The organism is Nonomuraea sp. NPDC052129 (assembly GCF_040680095.1).
Classification (GTDB): domain Bacteria; phylum Actinomycetota; class Actinomycetes; order Streptosporangiales; family Streptosporangiaceae; genus Nonomuraea.
Window position 1 is genome coordinate 43,265 of sequence record NZ_JBFAVX010000044.1, and the last position, 24,897, is coordinate 68,161.

The following is a 24,897-nucleotide window of genomic DNA, read 5'->3' on the forward strand; positions in this document are numbered from 1 at the left end:
TCAGTGCTGGGCCAGGCGGTGGGTCAGGCTGGTGTGGCGCCGCCCGGCCCCCTTGGTCCGTACGGCCTGCGCCAGCGCGCGCCGGGACCCGACGATGACGACCAGCCGCTTGGCGCGGGTGATCGCGGTGTAGAGCAGGTTGCGCTGCAGCATCATCCAGGCGCTGGTGGCCAGGGGGATGACCACGGCGGGGTACTCGCTGCCCTGGGAGCGGTGGATGGAGACGGCGTAGGCGTGGGCCAGCTCGTCCAGCTCGTCGAAGGCGTAGTCGACCTGCTCGTCCTCATCGGTGGCGACGATCAGCTTCTGCTCGTCGGGACGGATGTCGACGACGATGCCGACGGTGCCGTTGAACACCCCGGCCGCGCCTTTTTCGTAGTTGTTGCGCAGCTGGGTGACCTTGTCGCCGACGCGGAAGACACGCCCGCCGTAGCGGCGTTCGGGCAGGTCCTCGCGCGAGGGCGTCAGGGCCTCCTGCAGCGCGATGTTGAGCGCGCCGGCTCCGGCGGCGCCGCGGTGCATGGGGGCCAGCACCTGTACGTCGCGGCGGGCGTTGAGGCCGAACTTGCGCGGGATGCGCCGGGCCACCACGTCGACCGTCAGCGCCGCGATCTCCTCCGGCTCCTCGCACGGGAACAGGAAGAAGTCCGTCATGCCCTCCAGCTTGGGGTGCAGGCCGGTGTTGACGCGGTGGGCGTTGACCACCACGCCGGACTCCTGCGCCTGGCGGAAGATCTGCGTCAGCCGGACGCGGGGGATGTCCTCGGCGGCCAGCAGGTCCTTCAGCACCTCACCCGCGCCGACCGAGGGCAGCTGGTCCACATCCCCCACGAACAACAGGTGCGTGCCGGGGGCGACCGCCTTGACGAGCTTGTTGGCCAGCAGCAGGTCGAGCATGGAGGCCTCGTCGACGACGACCAGGTCGGCGTCCAGGGGGTTGTCGCGGTCGAAGGTGGCATCCCCGCCGGGCCGCAGCTGCAGCAGGCGGTGAACGGTGGTCGCCTCATGGCCGGTCAGCTCGGCGAGCCTTTTCGCGGCCCGGCCCGTGGGCGCGGCCAGGATCACCTTGGCCCGTTTGGCGCGGGCCAGCGTCACGATGGAGCGCACGGTGAAGCTCTTGCCGCAGCCCGGCCCGCCGGTCAGCACCGCGACCTTCTCCGTCAGCGCCAGCCGTACGGCCTGGCGCTGCTCGGCGGCCAGGTCGGCGCCGGTCTGGCCGCGCAGCCACTGCTCGGCCCGCTCCCAGTCGACCTCGGCGAAGGCGGCCAGCCGGTCATGGCCGCCGCGTAGCAGCGATAGCAGCGCCGAGGCCAGCGACAGCTCGGCCCGGTGGAAGGGCACCAGGTAGACCGCCGGCACGATGTTGTCGCCGGCCGGGATCTGCTCGCGTACCACGCCTTCCTCGGCGACCAGCTCCTCCAGGCAGCCGGCGACCAGGTCGGCGGGCACTTCGAGGATCTTGACGGCGTCGCCGACGAGGTTGGGGGCGGGCAGGTAGCAGTGGCCGTCGTCGGCTGCCTGGGACAGCGTGTAGCGCAGCCCGGCCTTGACGCGCTCGGGGCTGTCGTGCGGGATGCCGACCGCCTGGGCGATGGTGTCGGCGGTCTTGAAGCCGATGCCCCACACGTCGTCGGCCAGCTGGTACGGGCGGCTCTTGACGACGGAGATGGAGCTCTCGCCGTACTGCTTGAAGATGCGCACGGCGATCGAGGTGGACACGCCGACACCCTGCAGGAAGATCATCACTTCTTTGATGATCTTCTGTTCCTCCCAGGCGGCGGCGATCAGCTTGGTCCGCTTGGGGCCCAGGCCCGGCACCTCGACCAGCCGCTCGGGCGTCTGCTCGATCACCTCGAGGGTGTCGGTGCCGAAGTGGTCGACGATCCGCTCTGCCATCTTCGGGCCGATGCCCTTGATCAGGCCGGAGCCCAGGTAGCGGCGGATGCCCTGGATGGTGGCCGGCAGCACGGTGGTGTAGGACCACACCTCGAACTGCTTGCCGTACTTGGGGTGGGAGGTCCAGCGGCCGCTCAGCCGCAGCGACTCCCCCACCTGCGCACCCAGCAGCGGCCCCACCACGGTCAGCAGTTCGGCGCCCGAGCGTTCGGTCGCCACCCGCGCGATCGAGTAGCCGGTCTCTTCGTTGGGGCCGTAGGTGAAGCGTTCAAGTACTGCGCTCAAACTAGTGCCAACATTTTTGGAGTCCACGTCCGGACTCCCCTCGGGCCTCCCCACATCGACGAGACTAGGGCAGATCTTCATCGCCGCGACACCCGGCCACTGCCACCTCCCGGAAGGGGGCCGACCCCACCGCGAGATCGGAGCGGGTGGAGGGCCCGATCGGTTCAGCCGGCGGTGAAGCCGTCCGTCGCGGTGCGGCAGAAGTCGCGGAAGCAGGTCAGCCACAGAACTGTCGCGGAATAGTTGCGGTCGAGGTCGTCACGGTGGAATTCGAACGAGTCGGGTTCTGTGGTGTTCGATCCGTCGAGTAGGACCCGTCCGCCAGCGGGGATGTTCGCCAGGTAGGTCTCCAAGAAGATGGCGATCCGCTGGGCCTGCTCGCCGGTCAGTTCCACGTCGATGTTGTAATGCAGCAGCTCGGTCGTGTCGGCGTCCAGAGCGCCGGACTTCTCTAGCAGTTCCAGAGTCGGCCGCCAGTTCCACGCGTTGACGTCCAAAGACTCGCCGTTCGGAGTTTCGAGCGTCCAGGACATCCGCTCATCCTATTGATCAGCAGCGCTTTCTCGAACCGCTCGAACGTCCTGATCAGAACTGTGCCACGTCGTCGGGGACACCCGAGCCGCTGAGCCAGCGATCTTTCATCGACACGTGAGCACTTCCTCCCTCTCCGAACCCGACCCGTCGTGCATCGCGCGATCAAAAGCGCTGGCGTCAGCGGGACAGCTGCTGGCCCACGCCCGCGCCGAACGCGACGCCCTCTCCCCCCGCCGAAGCGGCCCGGCTCGCACACCGGCCGGGCCGTCGCTCCCTCGCAGACCTGGAAGCTTCGATTCGAGCCCAGCGCGATCGGGCGCGAACCATCACAAGCACCTCTGCAGCTTGAAGCAAGCGATTGCGCTTGTATCAAATGAGCCATCCCTGCAAGAGCTACATGGCAGGGGTGGCTTTTGCATTATCTGCCGCCGACCTGCCGGTTCCGGTCCTTTGTTCATGCACCGCCTCAACCCGGACTCAACAAGAACTCAACGTGCGCTGGCCTACTTTTCCCATGTCCACGACAACCAGCGAAAGGAAACACGATGAGACGTCTATCACTGGCCCTGGCCGCCGGCACCCTCACGGCCGGCACGCTTCTCGCCCCCGCCGCCCAGGCGGCCACTCCGGCGACGGCCGCCGTCTCCGTCCAGCAGGCGAGCCAGGCCCGCTGGTTCACCATCTGGGACGGCGGCGGGAACACCAGGGGCATCGATACCGGGGCGATCAAGAACCGGGCCAAGGTCCTGCAGATCGTCACCCAGTGCTGGAACGGCGGGGACGGCACCGCGGCCACGGCCACCCTGTATAAATGGGGGCGCAGCGCTGTCGGCCCAGGTGGTGGGTGGATGAAGATGAAGCGCGACCGCGGTTACTGCGTGGGCGGGAAAATGTACACCCGTGTCCACAATGCGAGGACCGGCGAGAAGTGGAGGGCCACCGTCACTCTCAGCCCCAAGTCCCACACGGTCAGAGTGTGGGTGCAGAACTACGGCTGATCGGCCCGCTGAACGAAATGCCGAGCCTTCCATGGGCACTCCCGGCAGTAACAGCGCGCGGGAGCGCAGGACCCGCTGGAAGGTTCGGCCGGAGAGGGGCGGGCGGCCTCGTGCCCGTGCGGGCATAGGGGCCGCGCGTCGCGACGCCTATGCCCAGGGATCTTATTCGGGACTGGAACTATGGAGCCGGGTCTCCTGGCTTTTCTCCCTTGCAGCTGCTGGAGAATATCTTTCCGGTCTTGAGGTTGACGCACCTCGTGCAGGCGGTAGCGGCCTCGTCGAGGTCTCCCTTGCAGAGGATGCCCTCTTGCTTCGGCTTCTCGGGCGCCTTTCCTGGCGAGCCCGTGCTCTTGTCCTCGCAGTAGCTACGCGTGTATCCGCCCTTCTTCGACTTGCACCACAGGCACTTCTTGTTCTTTCCCTCCAGCCATTTGCACGGTTTGCCGGAGCTTGTCGAAGTGCAGTGGGTGAGCGAGGTGGATGCGGCGTGGCCGCCGAGAGCGCGGGCCTTGTCAGGCTGGGCCAGTGCGGCCGCGGAAGGGACGATGGCGGTCGCCACCAGGGCCCCGGTAACGAATATTTCTTTGAGCACGAGACCACCCCCATTGTGTGTCTCTCGCTTTCCCTCCCATCGTGACATGGCGCGCTCGGCAATAGTCAAGAGGTGCGCCAAGATTTATCGAGCGCCGGCCGGGCCCTTTTTCCGGAACGTGAAACATTTGATGTGTATTTCTTGCGGGAGTGCTGGGGATGTTGACCGGCGTATTTTGGTGTCGACGCGTATATTGTTTATTCCACTACTATCGCTGTTGGCGATGGCTTGACCGTTGATGCGCATCTGCCGCTCTCATTAGGCGACGCGCCGGAAGACGACGACCGCCCGGTAGCCGGTGTCGTGCTCCGTGTCGGACTCGGCCTCCGCGCTGATGACGTCCAGTTCGGAGTCGGGGCCGAAGAAGTCCAGGGCCTGGGTCCTGGCCTTCTCCCTGATCTCGTCCGGGGTCGCTCCGCTGACGGTGACGCGCAGCGTGAGCGGGAACCGTATGTCACTCATGGCGGCCTTCTTTCGCAGAGGAGTGATCACTTTTGAGCGTAACATCAGGCCATCGCCGACATGCAGGCATGTGGCTGCATGTTGACCGGTCCGCGTCTCGAACATGATTACCCATCGACACTCGCGGTAGTGGTATGGATACTCTTCGTGTAGGCCCTGGCTCCCCGGATCACCCCACTTCGACCGCGGGTTCGTGCTGCCCGCCCGCCGCGGCGGGGTGATCCAGGGAACAACTCAAGGAGAGCGATGCACAAGAAGTCCCTCGCCCTGGCCGTCCTCCTCACCGGTGCGTGCGTGGCCACGGCCACCGTCGTCACCGCAGCCAACGCCACCACCGCACCCGCGGTCCAGGCCCACCACGCCTCCGCGCTGCCGCCCGGATACCAGCTGGTGACGCTGCCGAACGCGAACGTGCCCAACTTCCAGCGCCGTACCCTCTACTGCCCCGGCGCCAAGAAGGTCCTGGGCGGTGGCGGCGAGGCCCGCGGCAACGGGGCGATCCTCGTCGGCTCCTTCCCCACCGATGACGGGCGCGGCTGGATCGTCCTCGGCCGCCAGATCGGCTACAACGACGTCGGCATCAGCGTCTTCGCCATCTGCGCCGACTGACCTGCCGCATCATCCGGCCCCGGTCGCTCGCCGACCGGGGCCGTTCCCATGCCCGCCCGTTCGTAGGTCCGCCGTACGCCGTCGCCACAGAGTTCCGGTGAGAACATCTGGGCCTTCCAGCCGCGCCCGCCGCCCTGTAGGAAGCCATGCATGAGCGACGATGTACGCGTCACCATCGAAGCGGTCCCCCGCGCCGGGCTGAGCGCCGGGCAGCTGCGCCAGGCCGTGGCCGCCCACCCCGGCGTCTTGTCCGCGCTGGAGGTCGCCGACACCGACCGGCTGATCATCGGCCAGGCTCCGGCGCTCGGCCACGACCCGGGCCAGGACGCCCCCTTCCGCGCCACCGTCTTCGACCCGGTGGGCAACCGCGCCGTCGAGCTGCGCGGCACCCTGGACCGGCCGGAAAGCGCCGAGGTCCGGCCCAGCGCCCACCGGCCGCCGCCCAGCCACGAGGAACTGCTCGCGGCCGCTGACGTGCTGCGCGCCGACCCGCACTTCCCGGCGGGCGACAACGTGATCGTCTACCGGCCCATGCCGCCCCTGGCCGACCTGGACAACCCCGACGGCACCACCGTGCGCCGCCCCACCCTGGGCATCTACACCCCCGGCGAGCCCACCGGGGTACGCCACCGCATCGTCGCCGTCGACACCGCCGCCCGCACCGTCGACTGGACGCCGGCGGGCATCGACGTGCGCATGCACCATGACTGCGAGCGCACCGTGCCCGAAGGCGTCACCCCCTTGGCCGACCACGGCGGCCCCGACCAGGTGCGGGTACGCGTCCTGCGGGGCGCCGGCGAGCTGTGGAACCTGCTGGTCGTGCGGCCGCGCGCCTCGGCCCCGCAGAACCCCGGTGCCGGATCGGGCGTGGAGTTGCGCGAGGTGCGCTACCGGGGCCGGTTGGTGCTGCGCCAGGCGCACGTACCCGTCCTGAACGTCGAGTACGAGCAGGGCACCACCTTCCGCGACGACGCCTCCTCCGAGACCCGCTTCTCGGCCACCGGCACCGATCCGGTCGGATGGGGCTGGCGGCTGTGCGACAGCCCGCCGCGTACCATCTTGGAACGGCCCGACACCGACGCCGGCGGCTTCCAGGGCGTGGCCTTCCACCACGACGGCGACGAGCTGCGCATCGTCAGCGAGCTGCAGGCCGGCTGGTACCGCTACGCCAGCGACTGGCGGCTCGGCGACGACGGCACCATCAGGCCCCGCTTCGGCTTCGCCGCCACCACCAACCCGATGACCTGCCTGGTGCACCGCCACCACGCCTACTGGCGCTTCGACTTCGACATCGAAGGCTCGGCCAATGACGTGGTCGAGCAGATCGACCAGGGGCCGATCATCCCCGAGCCGGTGCCGATCGTCCGCGAGACCACCCGCCGCCGCGCCCCCGGCCGCTACTGGCAGGTACGCGACAAGTCCTCAGGGCGCGGCTACCAGATCCACCCCGGGCCCTTCGACGACACCGCCGACGCCTACGGGGTCTCCGACCTGTGGTTCCTGCGCCACCACGCGGCCGAGCTCGACGACGGCAACCCCGGCCCGCGCGACCGGGCCGCCATCGGGCGCTTCCTCAACAGCGAGAGCATCGACGCCACCAACGTCGTCGTCTGGTACGCCGGCCACTACTACCACGACCAGGCCCACCCGCAGCCGCACCAGGGCGAGCTGATCGGGCCGGAACTGCTGCCCATCTGAGCACTAGGCTTGGCGCCCATGAGTCAGGTGGGTGAGACGACGGCGCGGGCGCTGCTGCGCAGGCTGGCCGTCGAACAGGCCGAGTGCAGGGTGCCGTCGCTGACGGCCGCGATCGTACGCGAGGGGAGGCCGGCCTGGTTCGGCGCTCGCGGCTTCACCGGCCCCGGCGCCGACGGTGGTGCGGCTCCCACCGCCGATACGCAATACCGGCTCGGCTCGATCACCAAGAGCATGGTGGCCGTCGTGGTCATGCGGCTGCGCGACGAAGGCCGCCTCGACCTGCTCGACCCCCTGGCCAAACACCTGCCCGGCACCCCGTTCGGCGAGGTGAGCATCGCCCAGCTGCTCTCCCACACCGGCGGCCTGACCGCCGAACCGCCCACCGGCTGGTGGGAACGCACTCCCGGCCTGCCGGCCGGCGACCTGCTCGCCCTGCTCGGGCCGCAGCACGCCAAGCACCGGCCCGGCCGCCGCTTCCACTACTCCAACATCGGCTACGGCCTGCTCGGCGAGCTGGTCGCCCGGCTGCGCGGCATGCCCTGGCTGCGCGCCGTACAGCAGGAGGTGCTGCGGCCGCTCGGCCTGTCGGCCACCACCGAGCGGCCGCGCGCCCCGCACGCCACCGGCTACGCCGTCCACCCGTGGGCCGAGGTGGTGCTGGCCGAGCCCGAACACGACCACGCCGCCATGGGGCCCGCCGGTCAGCTGTGGTCCACGACCGCCGACCTGGCCCGCTGGGCGGCCTTCGTCGCCGGCGACACCGGCGGCGTCCTGTCCCCCGCCACGCTGGCCGAGATGCGCGAGCCCGCCACCGTCGACGACGGCGACGCCTGGAGTTCCGGATATGGGCTCGGCCTGCAGCTGACCCGGCACGCCGGACGCCGCCTGGCCGGGCACACCGGGTCCATGCCCGGCTTCCTGGCCACCGTGTGGGCCGACCCGGCCGACCAGGTGGGGGTGCTGTTCCTGGCCAACACCACCAGCGGCCTCAGCTACAGCCTGCCCACCGACCTTTTGGACATCCTCGACGAACACGAACCCCGCCTGCCCGAGCAGTGGCGGCCCGCCCCCGCCGACCCCGCCCTGCTGGCGCTGACCGGGTTGTGGCACTGGGGCCCCAAGCCGTACGCGTTGCGGCTGCTGCCCGACGGCGGGCTGGCGCTGACGCCGGTGGGCGGGGCGGGCCGGGCCTCCCGGTTCGTGCCGCAGGACGACGGGACCTGGCTGGGGCTCGACGGCTACTACGCCGGTGAGACGCTGCGGGTCGGCTCCGATCACCTCGACCTCAACACCTTCATCTTCACCCGCGAGCCGTACGACCCGCAGGCGCCCGTCCCGGGCGGCGTGACGGACTGGCACGCCTGACCGCCTTCCGCTCCCGTGCCCGCGCGGGCGGACGCTCCAGTTCGTTCGCTCTGCCCGGACGGTCCGCCCGCTCGAGGCCGCCCCTCCTGTGAGGTGGCCAAGCGGGCGGATTCGGTGACCGCGATGCCGGCGGCGTCGAGGCGGGCCACGATCTCGGTGAAGGCGGCGTCGCCCTCGACGGGCACCGTGGTCACGTCGCGGCCGGGTGATTCGGCGGGGCGGCCCGCGACGGCCGAGATGATCTCGATGCTCTCGCGCAGCCTGGCGTGGTCGGCGGGCCGCACCAGCACGGTCTGGCCGCCGACGACGTGCTTGAGCTCGGCCGGGGTGCCGTGCGCGATGACCTTGCCGTGTTCGAATGCGGTCATGCCCGCCATCGTCGGCGGCGGCGCTGACAGCTCGCGCACAGATCGCTGTCACGGTGACAGGCGCGCCACCAGGTCGGCGGCGGGGCCCGGCGGCAGGGCGGCGTGCAGCAGTTCGACGCGGTGCACCAGCCGGGGAGCCACCAGCGGCACACCGTGGCCGGCGGAGGCGGGCAGCAGCGTCAGGCCGTGGCCGGCGGCGACCAGGTGGAGCACGGTGTGCACGTCGTCGCCGGTGTAGTCGAGCGCGGGCCGGAAGCCGCCGCCCATCAGGTCGCGCAGCCGCTCCAGCGGGCACAACGTCGTCTGCAGCCAGTGCGCGTCGACCAGATCGGCCAGCCGCAGCCCCGCCCGGCCCGCCAGGGGGTGGTCGCCGGGCAGCGCCACGACCAGGCCCTCCTCGGCCACGCCCACCGTGGTCATCGGGCCGACCTCGGGCAGGCGCAGCGGGTCGTTCGGCGCGGTGATCCCGTCGGTCAGGCCCGCCTCGGCCCTGCCGTCCGCCACCTGCCTGGCCACCTCGTCCCTGCCGCAGGTGCCTACCGTCACCCGCAGCCGCGGCTGCGCCGCCCGCGCGGCCGCCAGCCGTAGGGCCAGGACCGAGTTGAGCGCCAGGGGCGTGGCGGCCAGGGTCAGGCGGTGGGCGGGCAGTGCGGCGGTGCGCAGCACGTCGGCCCGCGCGGCGCGGATGCGCAGCAGCAGCGGCCCAGCGTGCTCCAGCAGGCGCAGGCCGGCCTCGGTGGGCGCGACCGGCCGGCGGTGCAGCAGCGGCAGGCCCAGGTCGCTCTCCAGCGCGGCGATCTGCTGGGAGATGGCCGACTGGGTGTAGCCGAGTTGCTCGGCCGCCGCCGAGAAGGAGCCCGCCTCGGTGACGGTCACGAACGTACGCAGCAGATGAGGGTCCATCAGTGTTTCTTATAGCATGTGCAGACATCATCGTTGGTGCTTAAGCGGTGGTTCGCCGCACCATGGAGGCATGAAAATCGCCCTGGTCGGAGACCGCTCGCCCAGCGTGCGCGCGCACGCCCGCATCCCGCTGATCATCCAGGCGCTGCGTGAGCGCGACGGCATCGCGCTCGACCCGTATTGGATCCCCTCCACCGACGCCCACGACGATGCCCTCGAACGCTTCGACGGCATCTGGATCGTGCCCGGCAGCCCGTACCTCAGTGAGGAAGGCGTGATCAGCGCCGCGCGCACCGCGCGCGAGCGCGGCATCCCCGTTCTGGGCACCTGCGGCGGCTTTCAGCACATGCTGCTGGAGTACGCGCGTGGCGTGTGCGGGCTCGACGTGGCGCACGCCGAGAACGAGCCGGACGCGCGTGAGTTCCTGCTGCTGCCGCTGGAGTGCTCCCTGGCCGGCCATGAGGGCCTGGTACGGCTGAGGCCCGGTTCGCTGATCGAGCAGATCATCGGCTCCCCCCTCACCATGGAGGCCTACAGCTGCTCCTACGGCCTCAACGACGCCTACAAGCACAAGCTCGTCGAGCACGGGCTGGTCTTCTCCGGGCACGCCGACGACGGCATGGTGCGGGTGGCCGAGCTGCCCGGCCACCCGTTCTACCTGGCCACGTTGTTCCAGCCGGAGCTGTCCGGTGACGGCAGCCGCCCGCATCCGGTCATCTCCGCCTTCGCCGCCGCGGTCAGCCGTACGACGGCTCGGCGTGCCGTACCTCACGCAGGCCTGGCAGGGTGATGGCGCCCAGCCGCGCGCCGGTGCGCGGCTCCAGGCGCAGGACCTGCTCCCCCGCGCCGGCCAGCAGTTCGCCGTTCAGCCAGGCCAGGCCGTGTGCCTGGCCGGGCAGGTCCCATGCGCCGGCAGGGGCCAGCGTCTCGCCGTCGGCCGACAGCAGCCGCTTGCCCGCCGCCAGATAGGCGCGGCCATCGGCCGCCAGCGCGTACGCCTCGCCGCCGGGCAGTCGGCCCAGCAGGGCGCTGCGCTTGATCCGCAGGTCGTCGGTGGAGGCGAGCACGATGCGGCCGGTGGAGGCGTCGAAGACGTACAGCCGCCGGGTCTGGGTGTCCAGCGCCATCGCGTGCGCCAATGGCGGGCCGAGGCCGAACGGTTCGGGCAGGTCCAGGCAGTAGGCCCAGCGCTGGTCGAGGCTGAGCACGTGGACGAAGGCGTGCACGCCGGGGCTCAGGTCGTGGCCGGCGATCAGGTCGCGGGTGTGCAGGTGTTCGTCCTGGTGGGTGTAGAGGGTGTAGAGGGTGGCCAGGTCCGGGTCGTGTACGGCCTGGCGGCCCTTGCCGCGCATCTCCTCCTCCTTCGACAGCGGCACGGGCTGCTTGGCGCGGGTCAGCAGCGGCGTCATCCGGCCGGCGGCCAGGTCGTACATGCGGACGCGGTAGCGGTCGGGATGTTCGGGCGGCAGGTGGTCCAGGACGTACATGACCTGGCCGTCGCCGGAGAACGCCTCGGGTTCGATGTTGCCGTCGAGATGAAGCGTCCGGTTGCCGTCGGCGCCGGTCAGGGTGATGGTGGTACGGCTGCGCGGGCCGGGCCCGGGGCCGAGGGCGACGACCCGGTCGGAGACGGCCTTGATCCGCTCGCCGGGAGCGTCGGCCTGCTCGACGAGGTGGCCCGTGGCGGCGTCGTAGGTGCGCAGCCGGTCGTGGTCGAGCTGGTAGAGGCGCTGCCAGCGGGGGCCGGGCACCGCGCCGGGGTAGGTGGCCGTCACCGCGCCGGTGGGCAGCTCGACCAGGGACAGCCCGTCGGCGGTCTCGGCGAGCAGCCTGCCGCGCGGGGCGGGGGGCGCCGCCTTGGGGGGCGGCGGGGTGGTGGCGCAGGCCGAGACGGCGGCCGCCGCGCCGAGCGCCAGGGCTTGGCGTCTGGTGATGGTGCTCACGTCTTTCCTACACCGGTGAGCGGCGGGGGGTTCCCGTTCAGGTGGTGACGCCGAGCTGGGCACGTACCTTGGCCAGGAGATCGTGCGGGAGCGGGGCGTAGCCGTACAGGGACAGGTAGGACTGGCCGGCGTCGCTGGCGGTGTAGGTCAGGAAGGTGCGCACCAGCGGGTCTGAGTGCTGGGAGCAGGCGATCTCGTAGGTGACCAGGATGATGGGGTAGGCGTCCTTGTTCTTGGTCAGGTAGCCGAACTTGACGATCAGGTCGCCGTTGTGGCCGGTGATCCGGGCACCTTCCAGGGCTTTGGTGGCGCTCTGGGGCGAGAGGGCGACGAACTGGCCGGCGGCGTTGCGTATCTTGGCCGTGGGCAGGGCGGCGTCACTGGCGTAGGCGTATTCCACGTAGCCGATGGAGCCCTCGGTGCGCCGGATGGCCTCGGTGATGCCCGCCGAGCCGGTCACGCCTTGCCCGGTGACGGGGAACTTCCTGGCAGGCTCGTACGGCCAGCGGCCCGCCTCCTTGAGATAGGCGGTGAAGTTGTAGGTCGTGCCCGAGTCGTCGGAGCGGTGGAAGAGCCGGATGCCGGTGCGCGGCAGGTTCGCGCCGCGGTTGTCGGCGGCGATCTGCGCGGCGTCCCATCGGGTGATGCGGCCGCTGAAGATGCCGGTCAGGGTGGTGGGCGAGAGCTTCAGTTCCGGCGCGGACGGCAGGTTGTAGGCCAGGGCGATGGGGCCCACCACCATGGGCAGGTGTACCGCGCGGCTGCGGCAGCGTCTGTCGGCCAGCTGTTGTTCGGCGGGGTGCATCGCGACGTCGGAGCCGGCGAACGCGGTGACGCCGGTGATGAAGTCGCGGATGCCGGCGCCCGAGCCGTTGGCGTTGTAGTCCACCCGCAGGTCGGGGTGCAGCCCTTGGAAGTCGACCCGCCAGGCGTCCATCGCGCCTTTCTGCGCGCTTGAACCGGAGCCGGAGATCGACGCGGTGATCGGGAGACTCGGGGGCGCTTCGTCGCGGGTCAACAGCGCGGTCCCGGTCAAGCCGGCGGCAGAAGCGGCCAAGGTCAGGGCGACGAACACAGCCGCCCTGATGATCCCTGTCAGCTTTTCCATCTCACCAAACTATGGAGTGGTCGCGGCCTGCTAGTTCACCACGCGTCAAACTCATTGCCACAAATCGGTCATTTATCCCAGATTTCGGCAACAGCGCGGATCGAACTGCCGGCGGTCACACGTCCCAGGTGACCGGCAGGCTCTTGACCCCGTAGATGTCGGCGGCCTCCGGGCGCAGGGCGACCTCTTCGGCCGGTACGGCCAGGCGCAGCGTGGGGAAGCGGTTGAGCAGCGCGGGGAAGGCGACCCGCATCTCGACGCGGGCCAGCTGCTGGCCCAGGCACTGGTGGATGCCGTGGCTGAAGGCCAGGTGCCCGCCGTCCTGCCTGCGCAGGTCGAGGGTTTGGGGGTCGGAGAAGCGCTCGGGGTCGCGGTTGGCGGTGTTGAGGGACAGGATGACGGTGGTGCCGGCCGTGATGGTGTGGCCGCCCAGCTCGACGTCCTCCAGCGCGACCCTGGAGAACTGCTTGGCGACGCTCAGATACCGCAGCAGCTCCTCCACGGCCTGTTCGGTGAGAGCGGGGTCGGCGCGCAGCGCGGCGAGCTGCTCCGGGTTCCGCAGCAGGGCGAAGGTGCCCAGGGCCAGCATGTTGGCGGTGGTGTCGAACCCGGCCGACAGCAGGATCAGGGCCATGCCCTGCAGTTCCTCGTCGGTCAGATCGCTGTCGAGCAGGTCGCTGAGCACGTCGTCGGTGGGGTTGGCGCGCTTGGCGGCGACCAGCTCGGCGAGGTAGGTCTGGGTCGCGGTGTAGGCGGCGAACAGCTCCTCGTCGCTGACCTCTCCGCCGAGGAACTTGTCGATGTTCTCCTGGAAGCGGCCCCGGTCCTCGTACGGCACGCCCAGCAGCTCGCAGATGACGATGGCGGGGATGGGCTTGGCGAACGCGGTCACCAGGTCCGCCGTCGGCCCGGCCTTCTCCATCGCGTCCAGGTGCTCGGCGGTGACCTGCTCGACGCGCTCGGTGAGCAACCGCATCCGGCGCACGGTGAACTTGCCCACCAGCGGCTTGCGGTAACGGCTGTGCTGCGGCTCGTCCATGAGCAGGAACTCGCCGGGCGGCGCCGGGGGCACCTGGATGTCGCCGTAGTTGATGGTCGGGTGGTGGCTCATGAGCTCCTTGCGGGAGCTGAACCGTGGGTCGGCCAGCACCGACCGGACCAGGTCGTAGCCGGTGACCAGCCAGCCCTGGTGCCCGTCGGGGAAGGGGAAGCGGCTGATCGGGCTCTGCTCGCGGGCCTCGATCAGCTCCTTGGGCGGGTCGAAGGGACAGCCGGGCTGACGTTCGGTCGGCATCGCGGTAACGGTGTGTTCCATGACGTCCACTCTCGCCGACCGCTCTGATATGAGACCGTCGCCGTCCTGACACGGCCGCTGACACCGCATGGCCGCAATGGCGCGGCGTCGTGTCAGCGGTCACGTCAGGACGGCGACGGCCCGATATCAGAGCGGTCGGCCAGGTTGGACCCCATGAACGGTTCAGCCATTGTGGCCTCGGGGCTGCGCAAGGCATACGAAGACAAGACCGTGCTCGACGGCATCGACCTGAGTGTCCGGACCGGCACGATCTTCGCCCTGCTCGGGCCCGACGGCGCCGGCAAGACCACGACGGTGAACGTGCTGACCACGCTGCTGACCCCCGACGCCGGGAAGGTGGTCGTCGCCGGGCACGACGTGGCCACGCAGACCAAGGCGGTGCGCGCGGCGATCGGGGTCACCGGGCAGTTCGCCTCGGTGGACGACCTGCTCACCGGCGAGGAGAACCTGCGGATGATGGCCGATCTTCTGGACCTGCCCAAGGCGGAGGGCGAACGTGTCGCCGGCCGGCTGCTGGAGAGGTTCGATCTGGTCGAGGCGGCGGGCAGGCTGGCGGTGTCCTATTCCGGTGGCATGCGCCGCAAGCTGGACCTGGCCATGACGCTGGTCGGCGACCCGCAGATCATCTTCCTGGACGAGCCCACCACGGGACTCGATCCGCGCAGCCGCCGCACCATGTGGGACATCATCCGGGAACTGGCCGCCGAGGGCACGACCATCTTCCTCACCACCCGGTATCTGGAGGAGGCCGGCCAGCTCGCCGACCGTATCGCCGTACTCGATCAGGGCCGGCTGGTCGCCGAGGGCACCGCCGATGAGCTCAAGCGCCGCATCCCCGGCAGCCATGTCCGGCTACGGTTCACCGCCCGGCACGAACTCGACGCCGCGGCGCGGGTCCTGCACGAGTCCACAAGAGACGACGAAGAGCTGACCTTGCGTGTTCCCGGCGACGGCGGGGCGCGGTCCTTGCGCGCGCTGATCGATCGGCTCGACGCCCATTGCCTGGAAGTCGAGGAATTGTCGGTGCACACACCGGACCTGGATGACGTCTTCCTCGCCCTTACCGCTCACGCGAACAAGGAGGCCGGCGCGCAATGAACGCCATGTCGGCTTCCCTCGGCTCGTGCGACGTTCACGAAGCGAGCGTGATCTCGGCCAGCTCACGCCAGTCCCGCTGCTGCCCGGCACGGACCGCCTCGGCGAACACGGTTTCGCCGAGGTGATCGCGCGCGTCCGCGGCGATCCTGGCGGCGTCCGGCTGCGAACGGTCCGGCGTGCCGCGCACGCCGTCGCTCGCCCCGAGCAGTCGTACGGCCTGCTCGGGGTCTCCCTGGCGCAGCGCGAGATCCGCGATCCCGATCAGCACCTGGGCGATCGTGGGGGGATGGGTGTGCTCGACGGTCGTGGCCGCGCGCAACGCCTCGGCCCGGTAGGCGCGGGCCTTGCCGAGATCCTCGGTGAGGTAGCCGTACAGATCCATGGTGTGAACACGGATGGAGTCGGCCATGTCCGCCTCGCCCAGCACCGCCCGCACCATGGCCAGGTGCTCACGCGCCTGGTCCGGCTCGCCGCGCAAGCGCGCCAGCTGCGCCTGCGCGAGCGCCAGCTCGACGAGCGCGTCCGGCCAGACGATCCCATCGGCGATCCGCCGCGCCTCGGCCATGGCGCAGGCGCTGGATCGCTCATCGCCGAGCAGCCAGTACAGCTGAGCCTGCCGCGCCCGAAAGCCGACCACGTCCTCGGTCGCGCCCACCTCCATCAGCGCCAGCGCCGCCTGTTCGTAGTGCTCACACGCGCGGGCGAACTCGCCGCGCATGGCCAGCCGGTCGGCCAGGAAGGTCAGCGCGAGCGAGATCCCCATCCGGTCGCCCAGCGTACGGAACTCGGCAAGGGCGGTCTCGGCGTCGAGGTCCACGCCGGTCTCGTCGCCGCCGAGCGTGAGCCGCAGCCGGCCACGGCTGAGCCTGGCCTGCGCGCGCACCCACGGATCGGCGTCGGCGATGAGCGGCTCGAAGGCGGGCATGAACTCCGCCGGGCCGCGCAGCATCCGCTCATGCAGCTCGACGAACCCCAGCAGCGGGTGGCGAGACCCGCTGCGCCGGGCGAAGCGATGCGCCTGCTCGATCCACTCCCGCGCCTGATACTGATCGCCGGTGACCCCGGCGGTCACGAAGATCGTCACATTGAGGTACGCCAGCGCCCGCACCTCATCGGACACCTCCCCCGGCAGCGAGGCCGCCGCGATGCTCAGCTCGGCGCCCTCGGCCCGGTGCCCGCTGAGGTACCAATACCAGCCCGCGGCCGCGACCAGCCGCATCGCCTCCTGAGCCCATCCCTCGGCGATGGCGCCGCGCAGGGCCGTACTGATGTTGTCGTGCTCGGCCCCGAGCCTGGACAGCCACTCCACCTGCTCGGCCCGGCGCAGGCGCGGCTCGGCCGTCTCGGCCAGCTCGGTGAAGTACGCCAGGTGCGCCCGGCGCGCCGGCTCGCTCTGCCCGGCTTCGGCCAGCCGCTGCGCCGCGTACTCCCTGATGGTGTTGAGCATCCGGTAGCGCGGCGTGCCCTGGCCGTCGGCGAGCAGCAGCGACTTGTCGATCAACGCGGTCAGCACGTCGAACACCTGCTCCCCGGCGGACGTCTCCTCCCCGCAGACCTGTTCGGCCGCCTCCAGGCTCACCCCGCCGGAGAACACCGACAGCCGCCGCAGCACGTCACGTTCGGTCTCGGTCAGCAGGTCCCAGCTCCAGTCCACGACCGCGCGCAGCGTCTTGTGCCGGGCGAGCACCGTACGGCTGCCGCTGGTCAGCAGCCGGAACCGGTCGTCGAGCCGGCGGGCCAGCTGATCGACGGACATGGTGCGCAGCCGGGCCGCGGCCAGTTCGATCGCCAGCGGCATCCCGTCCAGCGCCCGGCAGATGCGCACCATGGCCGCCACGGTGTCGGCGTCGGAGCCGATGTCCTTGCGCACCAGGTCCGCGCGGTCGCGCAGCAGCCGCACCGCGGGCGAGGACCCGGCCTCGGCGGGGTCGGCTCCGCCGGCGGGCAGCGCGAGCGGCTCGACCTGCCACAGCACCTCCCCGGTGATGCCGAGCGGTTCCCTGCTGGTGGCCACGATCCGCAGCCTGCGGCACTCCCCCAGCAGCCGGTCGGCGAAAGCCGCGGCCGCCTCGATCACGTGCTCGCAGTTGTCCAGGATGAGCAAGATCGCGCGCTCGCGGACCGCGGCGATGAGCCGGTCCATCGGCTCCCCGCCCCGCGAGCCGCCGAGCAATGCCTGGTCACGCAGGCCGATCGCGGTCAGGGCGGCCTGCGCCAGGTCACCGCCTTCCCCAACGGAGGCCAGTTCGACCAGCCACGCCCCATCCGGCAGATCGGCGAGCATCGTCCGCGCGGTCTCGGTGGCCAGCCTCGTCTTGCCGGAGCCGCCCGCCCCCGTCAAGGTGACCAGCCGGTGCTTGGCGGCCAGAGCGGCGACCGCGGACACATCATTCTTCTTGCCGACGAAACTCGTCAGCTCGGCGCGCAGGTTCGTCTTGTGGTTGTCCGCCCGCTCGCCCAGCTCGCCACGCAGCAGCGCGGTGTGCAGAGCGGAGAGCTTGGCCGACGGATCGACGCCCAGCTCCTCGGCGAGCCGCTCGCGGGTGCGCTGGTACACCGTCAACGCCTCGCTCCCCCGCCCCGCCTCGGCGAGCGCGCGCATCAAGGCCGCCACGAACCCCTCCCGCAGCGGGTACGCGGCGACCAGCTCGGTCAGCTCCGAGACCAGCTCCGAGCCACGGCCGAGGCGAATATCGGCATCCACCCGATCGCCGAGCGCGGCGACGTGGAGTTCGTCCAGACGCGCGACCGCGGCGTCGAAGGCGTCGCTGCCCTGCAGCGCGAGGTCGGCCATGGCGGTGCCGCGCCACAAGGCCAAGGCCGAGCGCAGCAGATCCGCCCGCGCCGCGGGCTCGGCGGCACGGGCCTGGCCGACCAGCTGCTCGAACCTGGACACATCCACGGCATCAGGAGCCACGGCCAGCCGGTATCCGCCGGAATCGGCCTCGATCACCCCGTCCGGCAACACCCTGCGCAGCCTGGACACCAGCGCCTGCAAGGCATTCACCTCGTCGGCGGGCGGCTGTTCGCCCCAGATCCAGTCCACCAGCCTCGCCCGCGTGACGATCCGGCCAGGTTCGAGGGCGAGCGCGGCCAGCAGTGCGCGCAGCCGAATCCCCGGAACCTCCACCACGGCCCCATCGCGGTTTCGGACCTCGAACGGTCCCAGCAATTCGACTCTCACAGCGGCAATTGTGCCGAATGGTGAGCCCGTCTTGCGCCACGGGCCGTCCAGGTCCTCCGGCCGCACTCTCTAAACGCTGGGCGGAAGGGTGGCGGTGAGCTGGAAGCCGCCGCCCGGGTGAGGGCCCGCCTCGACGCTGCCGCCCGCCTGGCCGAGCCGTTCGGCCAGGCCGCGCAGCCCGCTGCCGCCCTCGGTGGGGAGAGGGCCGTCGGGGCCGTTGTCGCGGATCGTCAGAGTCAGGCCGGCCAGGTCGATCTCGGCCTCGGTGGCGCCGCTGTGCCTGATGATGTTGGTGACGCCCTCGCGTACCACCCAGCCCAGCAGCGCCTCGGCCTGCGCGGCCGGTGGCGGCCCGGTGCGGCGGATGCGGGCGCGCACGCCGGCAGCCGCCAGGGCGTCGCGGGCGCGGGCGAGCTCGTCGGCCAGGCCGCCCGCCCGGTAGCCGGTGACCGCCTCGCGTACCTCGCTCAGTGCCTGCCGGCCGACGGCCTCGATGTCGGCGGCCTGGCGTTCGGCCTGGCCGGGGTCGCGGCGGGCCAGCCGTCGTACGGCCTCGGCCTTGACCACGATGACCGACAAGGTGTGCCCGAGCAGGTCGTGCAGGTCGCGGGAGAAGCGCAGCCGCTCCTCGGCGACGGCCGCCTCGGCCAGGCGTTGCCGGGTCTGGTTCAGCTCGCCGATGACCATGTGCAGGTGCAGGATGACGGCCACGACCAGGCCCGCGCTGAAGGTCCCCCACGAGAAGGCCAGGATCGACTCCAGGCTGCCGCCGCCGGCCGACACCACCAGCGCCGTGCCGAAGGGCAGCGCCGCCGTGGCGACCCGCACCGCCCGGCCGCGCAGGGTGATGCCGCACGCCACGCCGAGCAGCGGGAACAGGTAGTACCAGCCGCCGCCCAGCACGATCGACAGCCCGAAGACCACGGCCGCCAGCCCCGCCAGCGCGAGCCGGGCGGGCACCGTGCGGCGCCGGAAGGCCATGATCACTGTCAGCGCGTACAGGGCGGACATGGCGGCCAGGCCCGCCCACGACAGCCAGCCCGGCCGCAGCGAGCCGTCGACGGTCTCCCAGATCGCGCCCACGGCCAGGAGGACGAAGGGCAGGAACGCCCCTACGCCGGGCGCGTCGGGCGCCTCGTCCGGCGCGCCGTCGAGACTCGGGGGCGGGGTTCGGACCATCACGCCAACGTTATCCGCGCCCGAGAGCCGACGTCAGGGCCGCTGCGAGCCGACCCGAGGCGTGAAGCACTCTGGGTCAGCCCGTCGCCGACATCGGGTCGAGCCGGGCCAGCCGGTCGGCGTCGGTGATGATGACGACCTCGGCGATCAGGCCGCCGCTGACGGTGAAGGCGACCAGCGAGACCACCTGGCCGCCGACCGAGGCGACGGATCCGGCGGCCCCGTTGACCAGCACCGGATGTCCCACCGAGCCGACCGGGCGGAACATGATCGCCTGCTTGGCCACCACCGCCGCCCCGCGCGCCACCAGCACGCCCCCCGCGGCGCCGCGGTCGGAACGGACCACGACATCCGGGTCGAGCACCCGCACCAGCGCCTCGAAGTCTCCATCGCGCGCGGCGGCCAGGAAGGCGTCGACGGCCTGGCGCTGACGGCCCAGATCCGGATCGGGCACCGGGGCCGTGCCCCGCACGCGGCGGCGGGCGCGGCTGGCCAGCTGCCTGGCCGCCGCCGGGGTACGCCCCACGATCGTCGCGATCTCCTCGAACGGCACCGCGAACATGTCGTGCAGCACGAACGCCAGCCGCTCGGCCGGCTCGAGCGACTCCAGCACCACCAGTAACGCCAGCCCGACCGAGTCGGCCACCAGTGCCTCGTGCTCGGGATCGACGCCCTCGGCGGGGCTGACGACCGGGTCGGGCAGGCGCTCCTCCAGGGAGTCCTCGCGCCGCCGCTCGCGCGAGCTCAACATGGTCAGGCACACCCGGGCCACGACCGTGGTCAGCCACCCGCCGAGATTGTTCACCTCGCTGGTGTCGCTGCGGCTGAGCCGTATCCACCCCTCCTGTACGGCGTCCTCGGCCTCGCTCAGCGAGCCGAGCATCCGGTAGGCCACGGCCCGCAGATGGGAGCGGTGCTCCTCGAACCGGCCGGCCAGAAACTCTGCGTCGCTCGTCGTCCCAATATTCATCGTCACATTCCTTCGTCAAGGCAAGTCATAGCACTGACCAAGCGGACATGACCGATGTGACAACTCCCGCCGAGGTTATGCCTGGACCAGGGTGATCACCCCCGCGCCCACGAGGGCGAGCGCCCACATGCGGTCCAGGTTGAACCAGGCACGCCGCAGCACCGTGAGCCCGGCCACCTCGTACACCACCACGGCGATGACACCCGCCACCACGAACATCGCCAGCGTGTGCAGCGCGGCCACCGCCAGGCCGCCCGACAGGGCGTGACCCTCATGGCCGGGGGCGTGCAGGCCGGTGAGGACGGGCAGCAGCATCAGGCCGGCGCCGTGGGCCGAGGACATCAGGAACGACCAGCCGGCCAGCTGCCACAGCGACAGCCGCATCCCCACCCAGCGGAAGTGCCGCCTGGACAGCAGCCGCCACAGGCCGAACCCGACCAGCACCACCCCGCCGCCGATCGACAGCACCCTGCCGGTGACCAGCGAGCCGGTGAGGCCGACGACGATCGCGACCACGGCGACCGAGCCCAGGTGGCCCAGCGCGATGACCGGCAGCGACTGCAGCAGCAGGTCCCTGCTGCGCTCCTGCAGGCCGCGGGCCACGGCGAAGAGCCAGCCCATGGCCGGGTTCAGGCCGTGGAAGGCGCCCAGCAGGAGCACGGTGGCGATCGTCACGGGTAGCAGTAGGAGTCGGAGGAGGCGTCGCCGCCCTGCAGGCGTACCTGGTGGGGGCGCAGGCCGCGGAAGGCCTCATCGTGCGGGAAGAAGCGGGTGTCGAAGGTGAAGGACTCGGTGTCGATCTTGGCCATCCAGGCGCCGACGCCCTCGGGGTAGAACTGGTCGTCCCAGGCGCCGTACAGGGAGTTGGTGAGGTAGAGGCGGCGGCCGTCGCGGCTGATCTCGACCATCTGCGGCCCGCCGCGCAGCGGCAGTGACGGCTGGGCGGGGTGGGGTGCCTGCCGGGCGATGCCGCCGATCCTGAGCGAGCCCAGCTCGGCGGGGTTGGCCGGGTCCGACACGTCGTACTGCTTGATCTCGCCGGTGCCCCAGCAGGAGACGTACAGGCGCTGGTCGTCGACCGACAGATCGATGTCGGTGACCAGGGGCGGCACGGCGCCGAAGGGCTGCAGGACGGGTGGCAGCAGGTCGGCGCTCGCGGGCTCGGCGGGGATGGTGATCACCTTGCGGGCCTGCCAGCGGCCGTCCTCGTGGAACCAGAGCCAGACCGAGGCCGACAGGTCCGCGGTGCTGGTGACGACGCCGGCGAAGCCGTAGGTGCGGGTGGGGTCGTGCGCCGGGCGCAGCTCCAGGACCATCTGGTGTTCATCGCCCAGGTCGACCTCCTGGACGTGCTTGCGCTTGCGCAGGTCCCAGAAGTGCAGCTTGTGGCCGTACTTGCGGCCGAGCAGCAGCTCTCCCACCACGCCGTTCTCGATCATCGACGGGGTGCCCCACTCGGAGGTGATCAGCACGTCATGGTTGATGTGCCACCAGAAGTCGTAGGCGAGGTACTGCGGTCCTCTGTCGACCTCCCAGCGTTCGAGCACCTCGAACGTGGTGTGGTCGAGCAGCGCGATCCCGCCGGGCCCGTCGTTGCCGTCAGCGCCGCCGAGCGCGGACAGGTAGATCCCGCCGGGCCCGCAGTGCACGGTGTGGGGCCGGGAGTAGCCGGCCCGTTTGGCCAGTTCGTCGGCCTCGATGACCTTGACCAGTTCCGGGCTGAGGCGGTCCTTGGTGTCGAAGACGTGGATGCGTGAGGAGCGCAGTCCGGGCACGATGAGGTAGCGGCGTTCGACATGCGGGTGCGGGGCGCTGGGGCACAGGGCGGTGCTGCAGGCGTTCCAGCCGAAGTGGTGCAGCTCGTCGCCGGTGTTGGGCAGCTCGCTCCAGCCCACCACCTGGCCGTAGTGCGGCGAGTCGGCGTCGGTGTCGACTACGGCCAGCGCGTCCGGCCTGGTCGCCGACCGGTCGAAGGCGACGACATAGGCCAGTTTCTCGGCGGGTGCGCCGGCCGCGTCCCTGGGCGAAGGATAGAACGTGGGGTCCGGGGTCCAGAGGCTCATCCCTTCACGTATCCACCAATTCCCTACAAGGTCAACAGGATATTGGGCACGTTTTCGGAATGATCGCGCAAGCTGTTGTACCGATCAGGGTCTAGGTCCTGGGGCCCGGCCAAGCCCGGCCGGGGGGCATCAAAGTCCCGCCCGCCTTCGCCGCCAAGGCCCGCGCCACCGACACCGGCGGCACGCTGTCCCTGCTGGAAATGGTCGTGGCTCAGGACATTCCCCGCCATGTCCACCACAAGGCCGACGAGGGCATCTACGTACTCGACGGAGAGCTCATCGTCGAGTTCGACGACCGGACGGACAAGGTGGGCAAGGGGCAGTTCGTCCTGCTGCCCCACGGGGTCCCGCACGCGCTGCGCTGCGGGTCCACCCCTCCTCCGCGGGTCATCCAGATCTCCTCGCCGGGCGGCTGGGAGTGCTTCGTCGAGGACCTGGTCGAGGCCAGGCCGTACGTCAGCGTGGGCGGCAGGCTCGACCCGGCCAAGCTCAACTCCATCGCCGCCAAGTACGACATCACCTACGAAGTGCCGTAACCCACGCGAAACGGCAGCGGCCACACCCGGGGTGCCGAGCGGATGCCCCAGAGCGCGACGGCGATGTAGAGGACCTGCTCGGGAATGCGCAGCCACAACGGGGACGCCTCGCCGCCGTTGAACGGCACGTCGGCCAGCGCGGCGTAGATGTTGGCCGGCAGCAGGAGCACGAAGAGCGCGATCAGCCCGATCCCGGCCGACCAGCGCGTCCTGGTGATGATCAGCCCCACCGCGCCCATGAGCTCCAGCGCGCCGGTCAGGTAGACCACCGCGTCGGCGAAGGGCACGAAGGGCGGCACCATGCGTACGAGATCGGCGTGGGTGGGCATCACCGTGACGCTTTCCGGGACGAAGTGCGCGCTGGCCGTCATGAAGAGCATGACGGCCAGCGCATGCGCCGCACTGACCGGCCACGAGGCGAACCGGCCGGCCCCGAAGGCCCCCAGCGCGCGGAAGCCCAGCAGGGCCACCACCAGAACGATGCTCGTCTCCATTACGTCTCCCCATTGGGTAGTTGCGCTATCTAGCTGTTGGATAGCACAGCTATCCTATAAAGGGGATGGCTGTCAAGCGGCCGGGCGCCTTGGGCGCGGGGCCGCTTGGTTCGGCTCGCTTTGGCTTAGTTCGGCCAGTCGCCGATGAGCGCCCTTATCTCGTCGGCCACCTCTTGCGCCGACCGGTCGTCCGTGTCGATACGCAGGTCACCCGCTCCGGCGCGGTCGAGCGACAAGGCCTCGCGTGCCGCCTGTTCGGCGACGCGGCGCAGGGCCTCGGGGTCCAGTCCCTTCAGCTCATCGCCCGGAATCGCCGGCCCACCTCCCCGGCCGCGCCGCGTGACGCGCTCGGCCAGCGTCGCGGGCCCGGCGTGCAGACGGCACACCGTCAGCGCCGCGCCGGGAAGCAGCTCGGCGTAGGCGCGGACGGTGTCGTCCCGGTCGTCGTGCCCGGAGACGATCAGGCACCTGGCCTCGGCCGCGCGGTATCCGGCCATGAGGGCCGCGAGATTGCGCGCCTTGAGGCGATGGCCGTCCGGGTCGTCGTCCGTGGCGGGACGTAACACGCCGATCTGCTTCAGATCCACATAAGCAGCTCGTACGCCGGTCCGGACGATCTGCGAGAAGACCTCATAGCCGACGGTCGACTTCCCCACCGCGGTGGCGCCGGACAACCACAGCACCGGAACCGGGTCAACGGCGAGCGGTGCGGCCGGTCGGGAAACATGGCCGACGGGTGGGCCGGGACGCGGCCATCCACCGGCTCGCTCGCGGACCATCCGGGCCGCCTCGGGCACGGTCAGCCCGCCGGTATCCAGGCACAGGTCGGCGAAGTCGCTGTCCTCCAGCGACTCCGCCTCGGCGACAGCCTCCGCCACCAGGTCGGGACGCCATCCCCGCCCGACAAACCGTTCCTTGAGCTCATCGGTGCTCACGCGCAGCCGGCACACGGTGAAGGCGGCGTCCGGGAGACGCTGCGCGTACTCGCCGATCTCCTCAGCGGTGTCGACGAAACCCGACAGGACCACGCACTGCGCTGCCTGCTCCCGGAAGTTGGGCCACATCGCGGCCAGGCTCCCGGCCCGGATCCGATGGGTGCCGATCTCCGGCAGGGGGTAGCACAGGCTGATCTGGTCGGCGTCGACGAACGCCGCCCGGACGCCGCCCCGGCTCAGCTGGGCGAACACCTCCCAGCCAAGTGAGGACTTCCCGACGCCTGACGGCCCGCACAGCCACAGCAACGGCAGAAGATCGCTTCCCACCCGCGCGACAGTAGTTGGCCGCCCGCGCGATCGGC

The 24,897-nt window shown here is 70.8% G+C and carries 23 protein-coding genes; 7 read left to right on the plus strand and 16 right to left on the minus strand.

Annotated elements, in window-relative coordinates; translation table 11 throughout:
- Together AB0L53_RS52605 and AB0L53_RS52610 are read right to left on the minus strand one after the other, a co-directional pair.
- A complete protein-coding gene (locus tag AB0L53_RS52605) occupies positions 1–2,181 on the minus strand; it encodes an ATP-dependent RecD-like DNA helicase (protein ID WP_364012437.1) in 2,181 nt (726 codons plus the stop codon).
- 164 nt (positions 2,182–2,345) lie between these two features.
- On the minus strand, positions 2,346–2,714 hold the full coding sequence (locus AB0L53_RS52610) for a hypothetical protein (protein ID WP_364012440.1): 369 nt from the start codon (positions 2,712–2,714) through the stop codon (positions 2,346–2,348).
- A 546-nt stretch (positions 2,715–3,260) separates the two neighbouring features.
- On the opposite strand from AB0L53_RS52610, the gene AB0L53_RS52615 reads away from it, so the two are divergent.
- Positions 3,261–3,713, plus strand: coding sequence for a hypothetical protein (locus AB0L53_RS52615; RefSeq protein WP_364012443.1), 453 nt, complete (start codon positions 3,261–3,263; stop codon positions 3,711–3,713).
- A 178-nt stretch (positions 3,714–3,891) separates the two neighbouring features.
- Here the strand turns inward: AB0L53_RS52615 and AB0L53_RS52620 are convergent, their stop codons facing one another.
- Positions 3,892–4,305 carry a hypothetical protein gene (locus tag AB0L53_RS52620; RefSeq protein WP_364012446.1) on the minus strand — a complete coding sequence of 138 codons (414 nt, stop codon included), beginning with the start codon at positions 4,303–4,305 and terminating at the stop codon, positions 3,892–3,894.
- A 258-nt stretch (positions 4,306–4,563) separates the two neighbouring features.
- Positions 4,564–4,767, minus strand: coding sequence for a hypothetical protein (locus AB0L53_RS52625; RefSeq protein ID WP_364012449.1), 204 nt, complete (start codon positions 4,765–4,767; stop codon positions 4,564–4,566).
- Between the two features lie 246 nt (positions 4,768–5,013).
- On the opposite strand from AB0L53_RS52625, the gene AB0L53_RS52630 reads away from it, so the two are divergent.
- The 3 genes from AB0L53_RS52630 to AB0L53_RS52640 all read left to right on the plus strand — a co-directional run bounded on the left by AB0L53_RS52630 (position 5,014) and on the right by AB0L53_RS52640 (position 8,439).
- Positions 5,014–5,376: a hypothetical protein gene (locus tag AB0L53_RS52630; protein ID WP_364012452.1), complete on the plus strand. Its 363-nt coding sequence runs from the start codon at positions 5,014–5,016 to the stop codon at positions 5,374–5,376.
- A gap of 150 nt (positions 5,377–5,526) precedes the next feature.
- The gene (locus AB0L53_RS52635) at positions 5,527–7,074 is read left to right on the plus strand and encodes a hypothetical protein (RefSeq protein ID WP_364012455.1); all 1,548 of its coding nucleotides are present in this window, start codon (positions 5,527–5,529) and stop codon (positions 7,072–7,074) included.
- A gap of 18 nt (positions 7,075–7,092) precedes the next feature.
- Positions 7,093–8,439, plus strand: coding sequence for a serine hydrolase domain-containing protein (locus AB0L53_RS52640; protein WP_364012458.1), 1,347 nt, complete (start codon positions 7,093–7,095; stop codon positions 8,437–8,439).
- Here AB0L53_RS52640 and AB0L53_RS52645 read toward each other — a convergent pair.
- Both AB0L53_RS52645 and AB0L53_RS52650 read right to left on the minus strand, forming a co-directional pair.
- The gene (locus tag AB0L53_RS52645; RefSeq protein WP_364012461.1) at positions 8,349–8,807 is read right to left on the minus strand and encodes a hypothetical protein; all 459 of its coding nucleotides are present in this window, start codon (positions 8,805–8,807) and stop codon (positions 8,349–8,351) included. The genes AB0L53_RS52640 and AB0L53_RS52645 overlap by 91 nt on opposite strands.
- Before the next feature lie 48 nt (positions 8,808–8,855).
- Positions 8,856–9,710 carry a LysR family transcriptional regulator gene (locus AB0L53_RS52650; protein ID WP_364012464.1) on the minus strand — a complete coding sequence of 285 codons (855 nt, stop codon included), beginning with the start codon at positions 9,708–9,710 and terminating at the stop codon, positions 8,856–8,858.
- A 70-nt stretch (positions 9,711–9,780) separates the two neighbouring features.
- Between AB0L53_RS52650 and AB0L53_RS52655 the strand changes: the two genes are divergently transcribed.
- Positions 9,781–10,500: a gamma-glutamyl-gamma-aminobutyrate hydrolase family protein gene (locus tag AB0L53_RS52655; RefSeq protein ID WP_364012467.1), complete on the plus strand. Its 720-nt coding sequence runs from the start codon at positions 9,781–9,783 to the stop codon at positions 10,498–10,500.
- Here the strand turns inward: AB0L53_RS52655 and AB0L53_RS52660 are convergent.
- From AB0L53_RS52660 to AB0L53_RS52670, 3 genes are all read right to left on the minus strand, one after another.
- A complete protein-coding gene (locus tag AB0L53_RS52660) occupies positions 10,448–11,653 on the minus strand; it encodes a hypothetical protein (protein WP_364012470.1) in 1,206 nt (401 codons plus the stop codon). The two genes, AB0L53_RS52655 and AB0L53_RS52660, sit on opposite strands and share 53 nt — an antisense overlap.
- A gap of 37 nt (positions 11,654–11,690) precedes the next feature.
- Entirely contained in the window at positions 11,691–12,761 is a 1,071-nt protein-coding gene (pstS, locus tag AB0L53_RS52665) for a phosphate ABC transporter substrate-binding protein PstS (protein ID WP_364012472.1), read from the minus strand.
- Between the two features lie 115 nt (positions 12,762–12,876).
- Entirely contained in the window at positions 12,877–14,076 is a 1,200-nt protein-coding gene (locus AB0L53_RS52670) for a cytochrome P450 (protein ID WP_364012475.1), read from the minus strand.
- A gap of 153 nt (positions 14,077–14,229) precedes the next feature.
- On the opposite strand from AB0L53_RS52670, the gene AB0L53_RS52675 reads away from it, so the two are divergent.
- Positions 14,230–15,174 (plus strand): ATP-binding cassette domain-containing protein, encoded by a 945-nt coding sequence (locus AB0L53_RS52675; protein ID WP_364012478.1) that lies wholly within the window; start codon positions 14,230–14,232, stop codon positions 15,172–15,174.
- A 34-nt stretch (positions 15,175–15,208) separates the two neighbouring features.
- Here the strand turns inward: AB0L53_RS52675 and AB0L53_RS52680 are convergent, their stop codons facing one another.
- The 5 genes from AB0L53_RS52680 to AB0L53_RS52700 all read right to left on the minus strand — a co-directional run bounded on the left by AB0L53_RS52680 (position 15,209) and on the right by AB0L53_RS52700 (position 22,570).
- The gene (locus AB0L53_RS52680) at positions 15,209–18,358 is read right to left on the minus strand and encodes a BTAD domain-containing putative transcriptional regulator (protein ID WP_364012481.1); all 3,150 of its coding nucleotides are present in this window, start codon (positions 18,356–18,358) and stop codon (positions 15,209–15,211) included.
- A gap of 69 nt (positions 18,359–18,427) precedes the next feature.
- Complete coding sequence (locus AB0L53_RS52685) at positions 18,428–19,537, minus strand: sensor histidine kinase (protein ID WP_364012483.1); 1,110 nt, start codon at positions 19,535–19,537, stop codon at positions 18,428–18,430.
- 76 nt (positions 19,538–19,613) lie between these two features.
- Entirely contained in the window at positions 19,614–20,507 is an 894-nt protein-coding gene (locus AB0L53_RS52690) for a sigma-70 family RNA polymerase sigma factor (protein ID WP_364012486.1), read from the minus strand.
- Between the two features lie 75 nt (positions 20,508–20,582).
- Positions 20,583–21,191: a hypothetical protein gene (locus AB0L53_RS52695; RefSeq protein ID WP_364012618.1), complete on the minus strand. Its 609-nt coding sequence runs from the start codon at positions 21,189–21,191 to the stop codon at positions 20,583–20,585.
- Complete coding sequence (locus AB0L53_RS52700; RefSeq protein ID WP_364012489.1) at positions 21,179–22,570, minus strand: selenium-binding protein SBP56-related protein; 1,392 nt, start codon at positions 22,568–22,570, stop codon at positions 21,179–21,181. The genes AB0L53_RS52695 and AB0L53_RS52700 overlap by 13 nt, the downstream gene beginning before the upstream one ends.
- A 206-nt stretch (positions 22,571–22,776) precedes the next feature.
- Between AB0L53_RS52700 and AB0L53_RS52705 the strand changes: the two genes are divergently transcribed.
- Positions 22,777–23,106: a cupin domain-containing protein gene (locus tag AB0L53_RS52705; RefSeq protein WP_364012492.1), complete on the plus strand. Its 330-nt coding sequence runs from the start codon at positions 22,777–22,779 to the stop codon at positions 23,104–23,106.
- On the opposite strand, the gene AB0L53_RS52710 is transcribed toward AB0L53_RS52705, so the two are convergent.
- Together AB0L53_RS52710 and AB0L53_RS52715 are read right to left on the minus strand one after the other, a co-directional pair.
- Positions 23,091–23,600 carry a hypothetical protein gene (locus tag AB0L53_RS52710; RefSeq protein WP_364012495.1) on the minus strand — a complete coding sequence of 170 codons (510 nt, stop codon included), beginning with the start codon at positions 23,598–23,600 and terminating at the stop codon, positions 23,091–23,093. The two genes, AB0L53_RS52705 and AB0L53_RS52710, sit on opposite strands and share 16 nt — an antisense overlap.
- Positions 23,601–23,725: 125 nt before the next feature.
- Positions 23,726–24,862, minus strand: a complete 1,137-nt coding sequence (locus AB0L53_RS52715; RefSeq protein ID WP_364012498.1) for a hypothetical protein — start codon at positions 24,860–24,862, stop codon at positions 23,726–23,728.
- Positions 24,863–24,897: the final 35 nt, after the last annotated feature.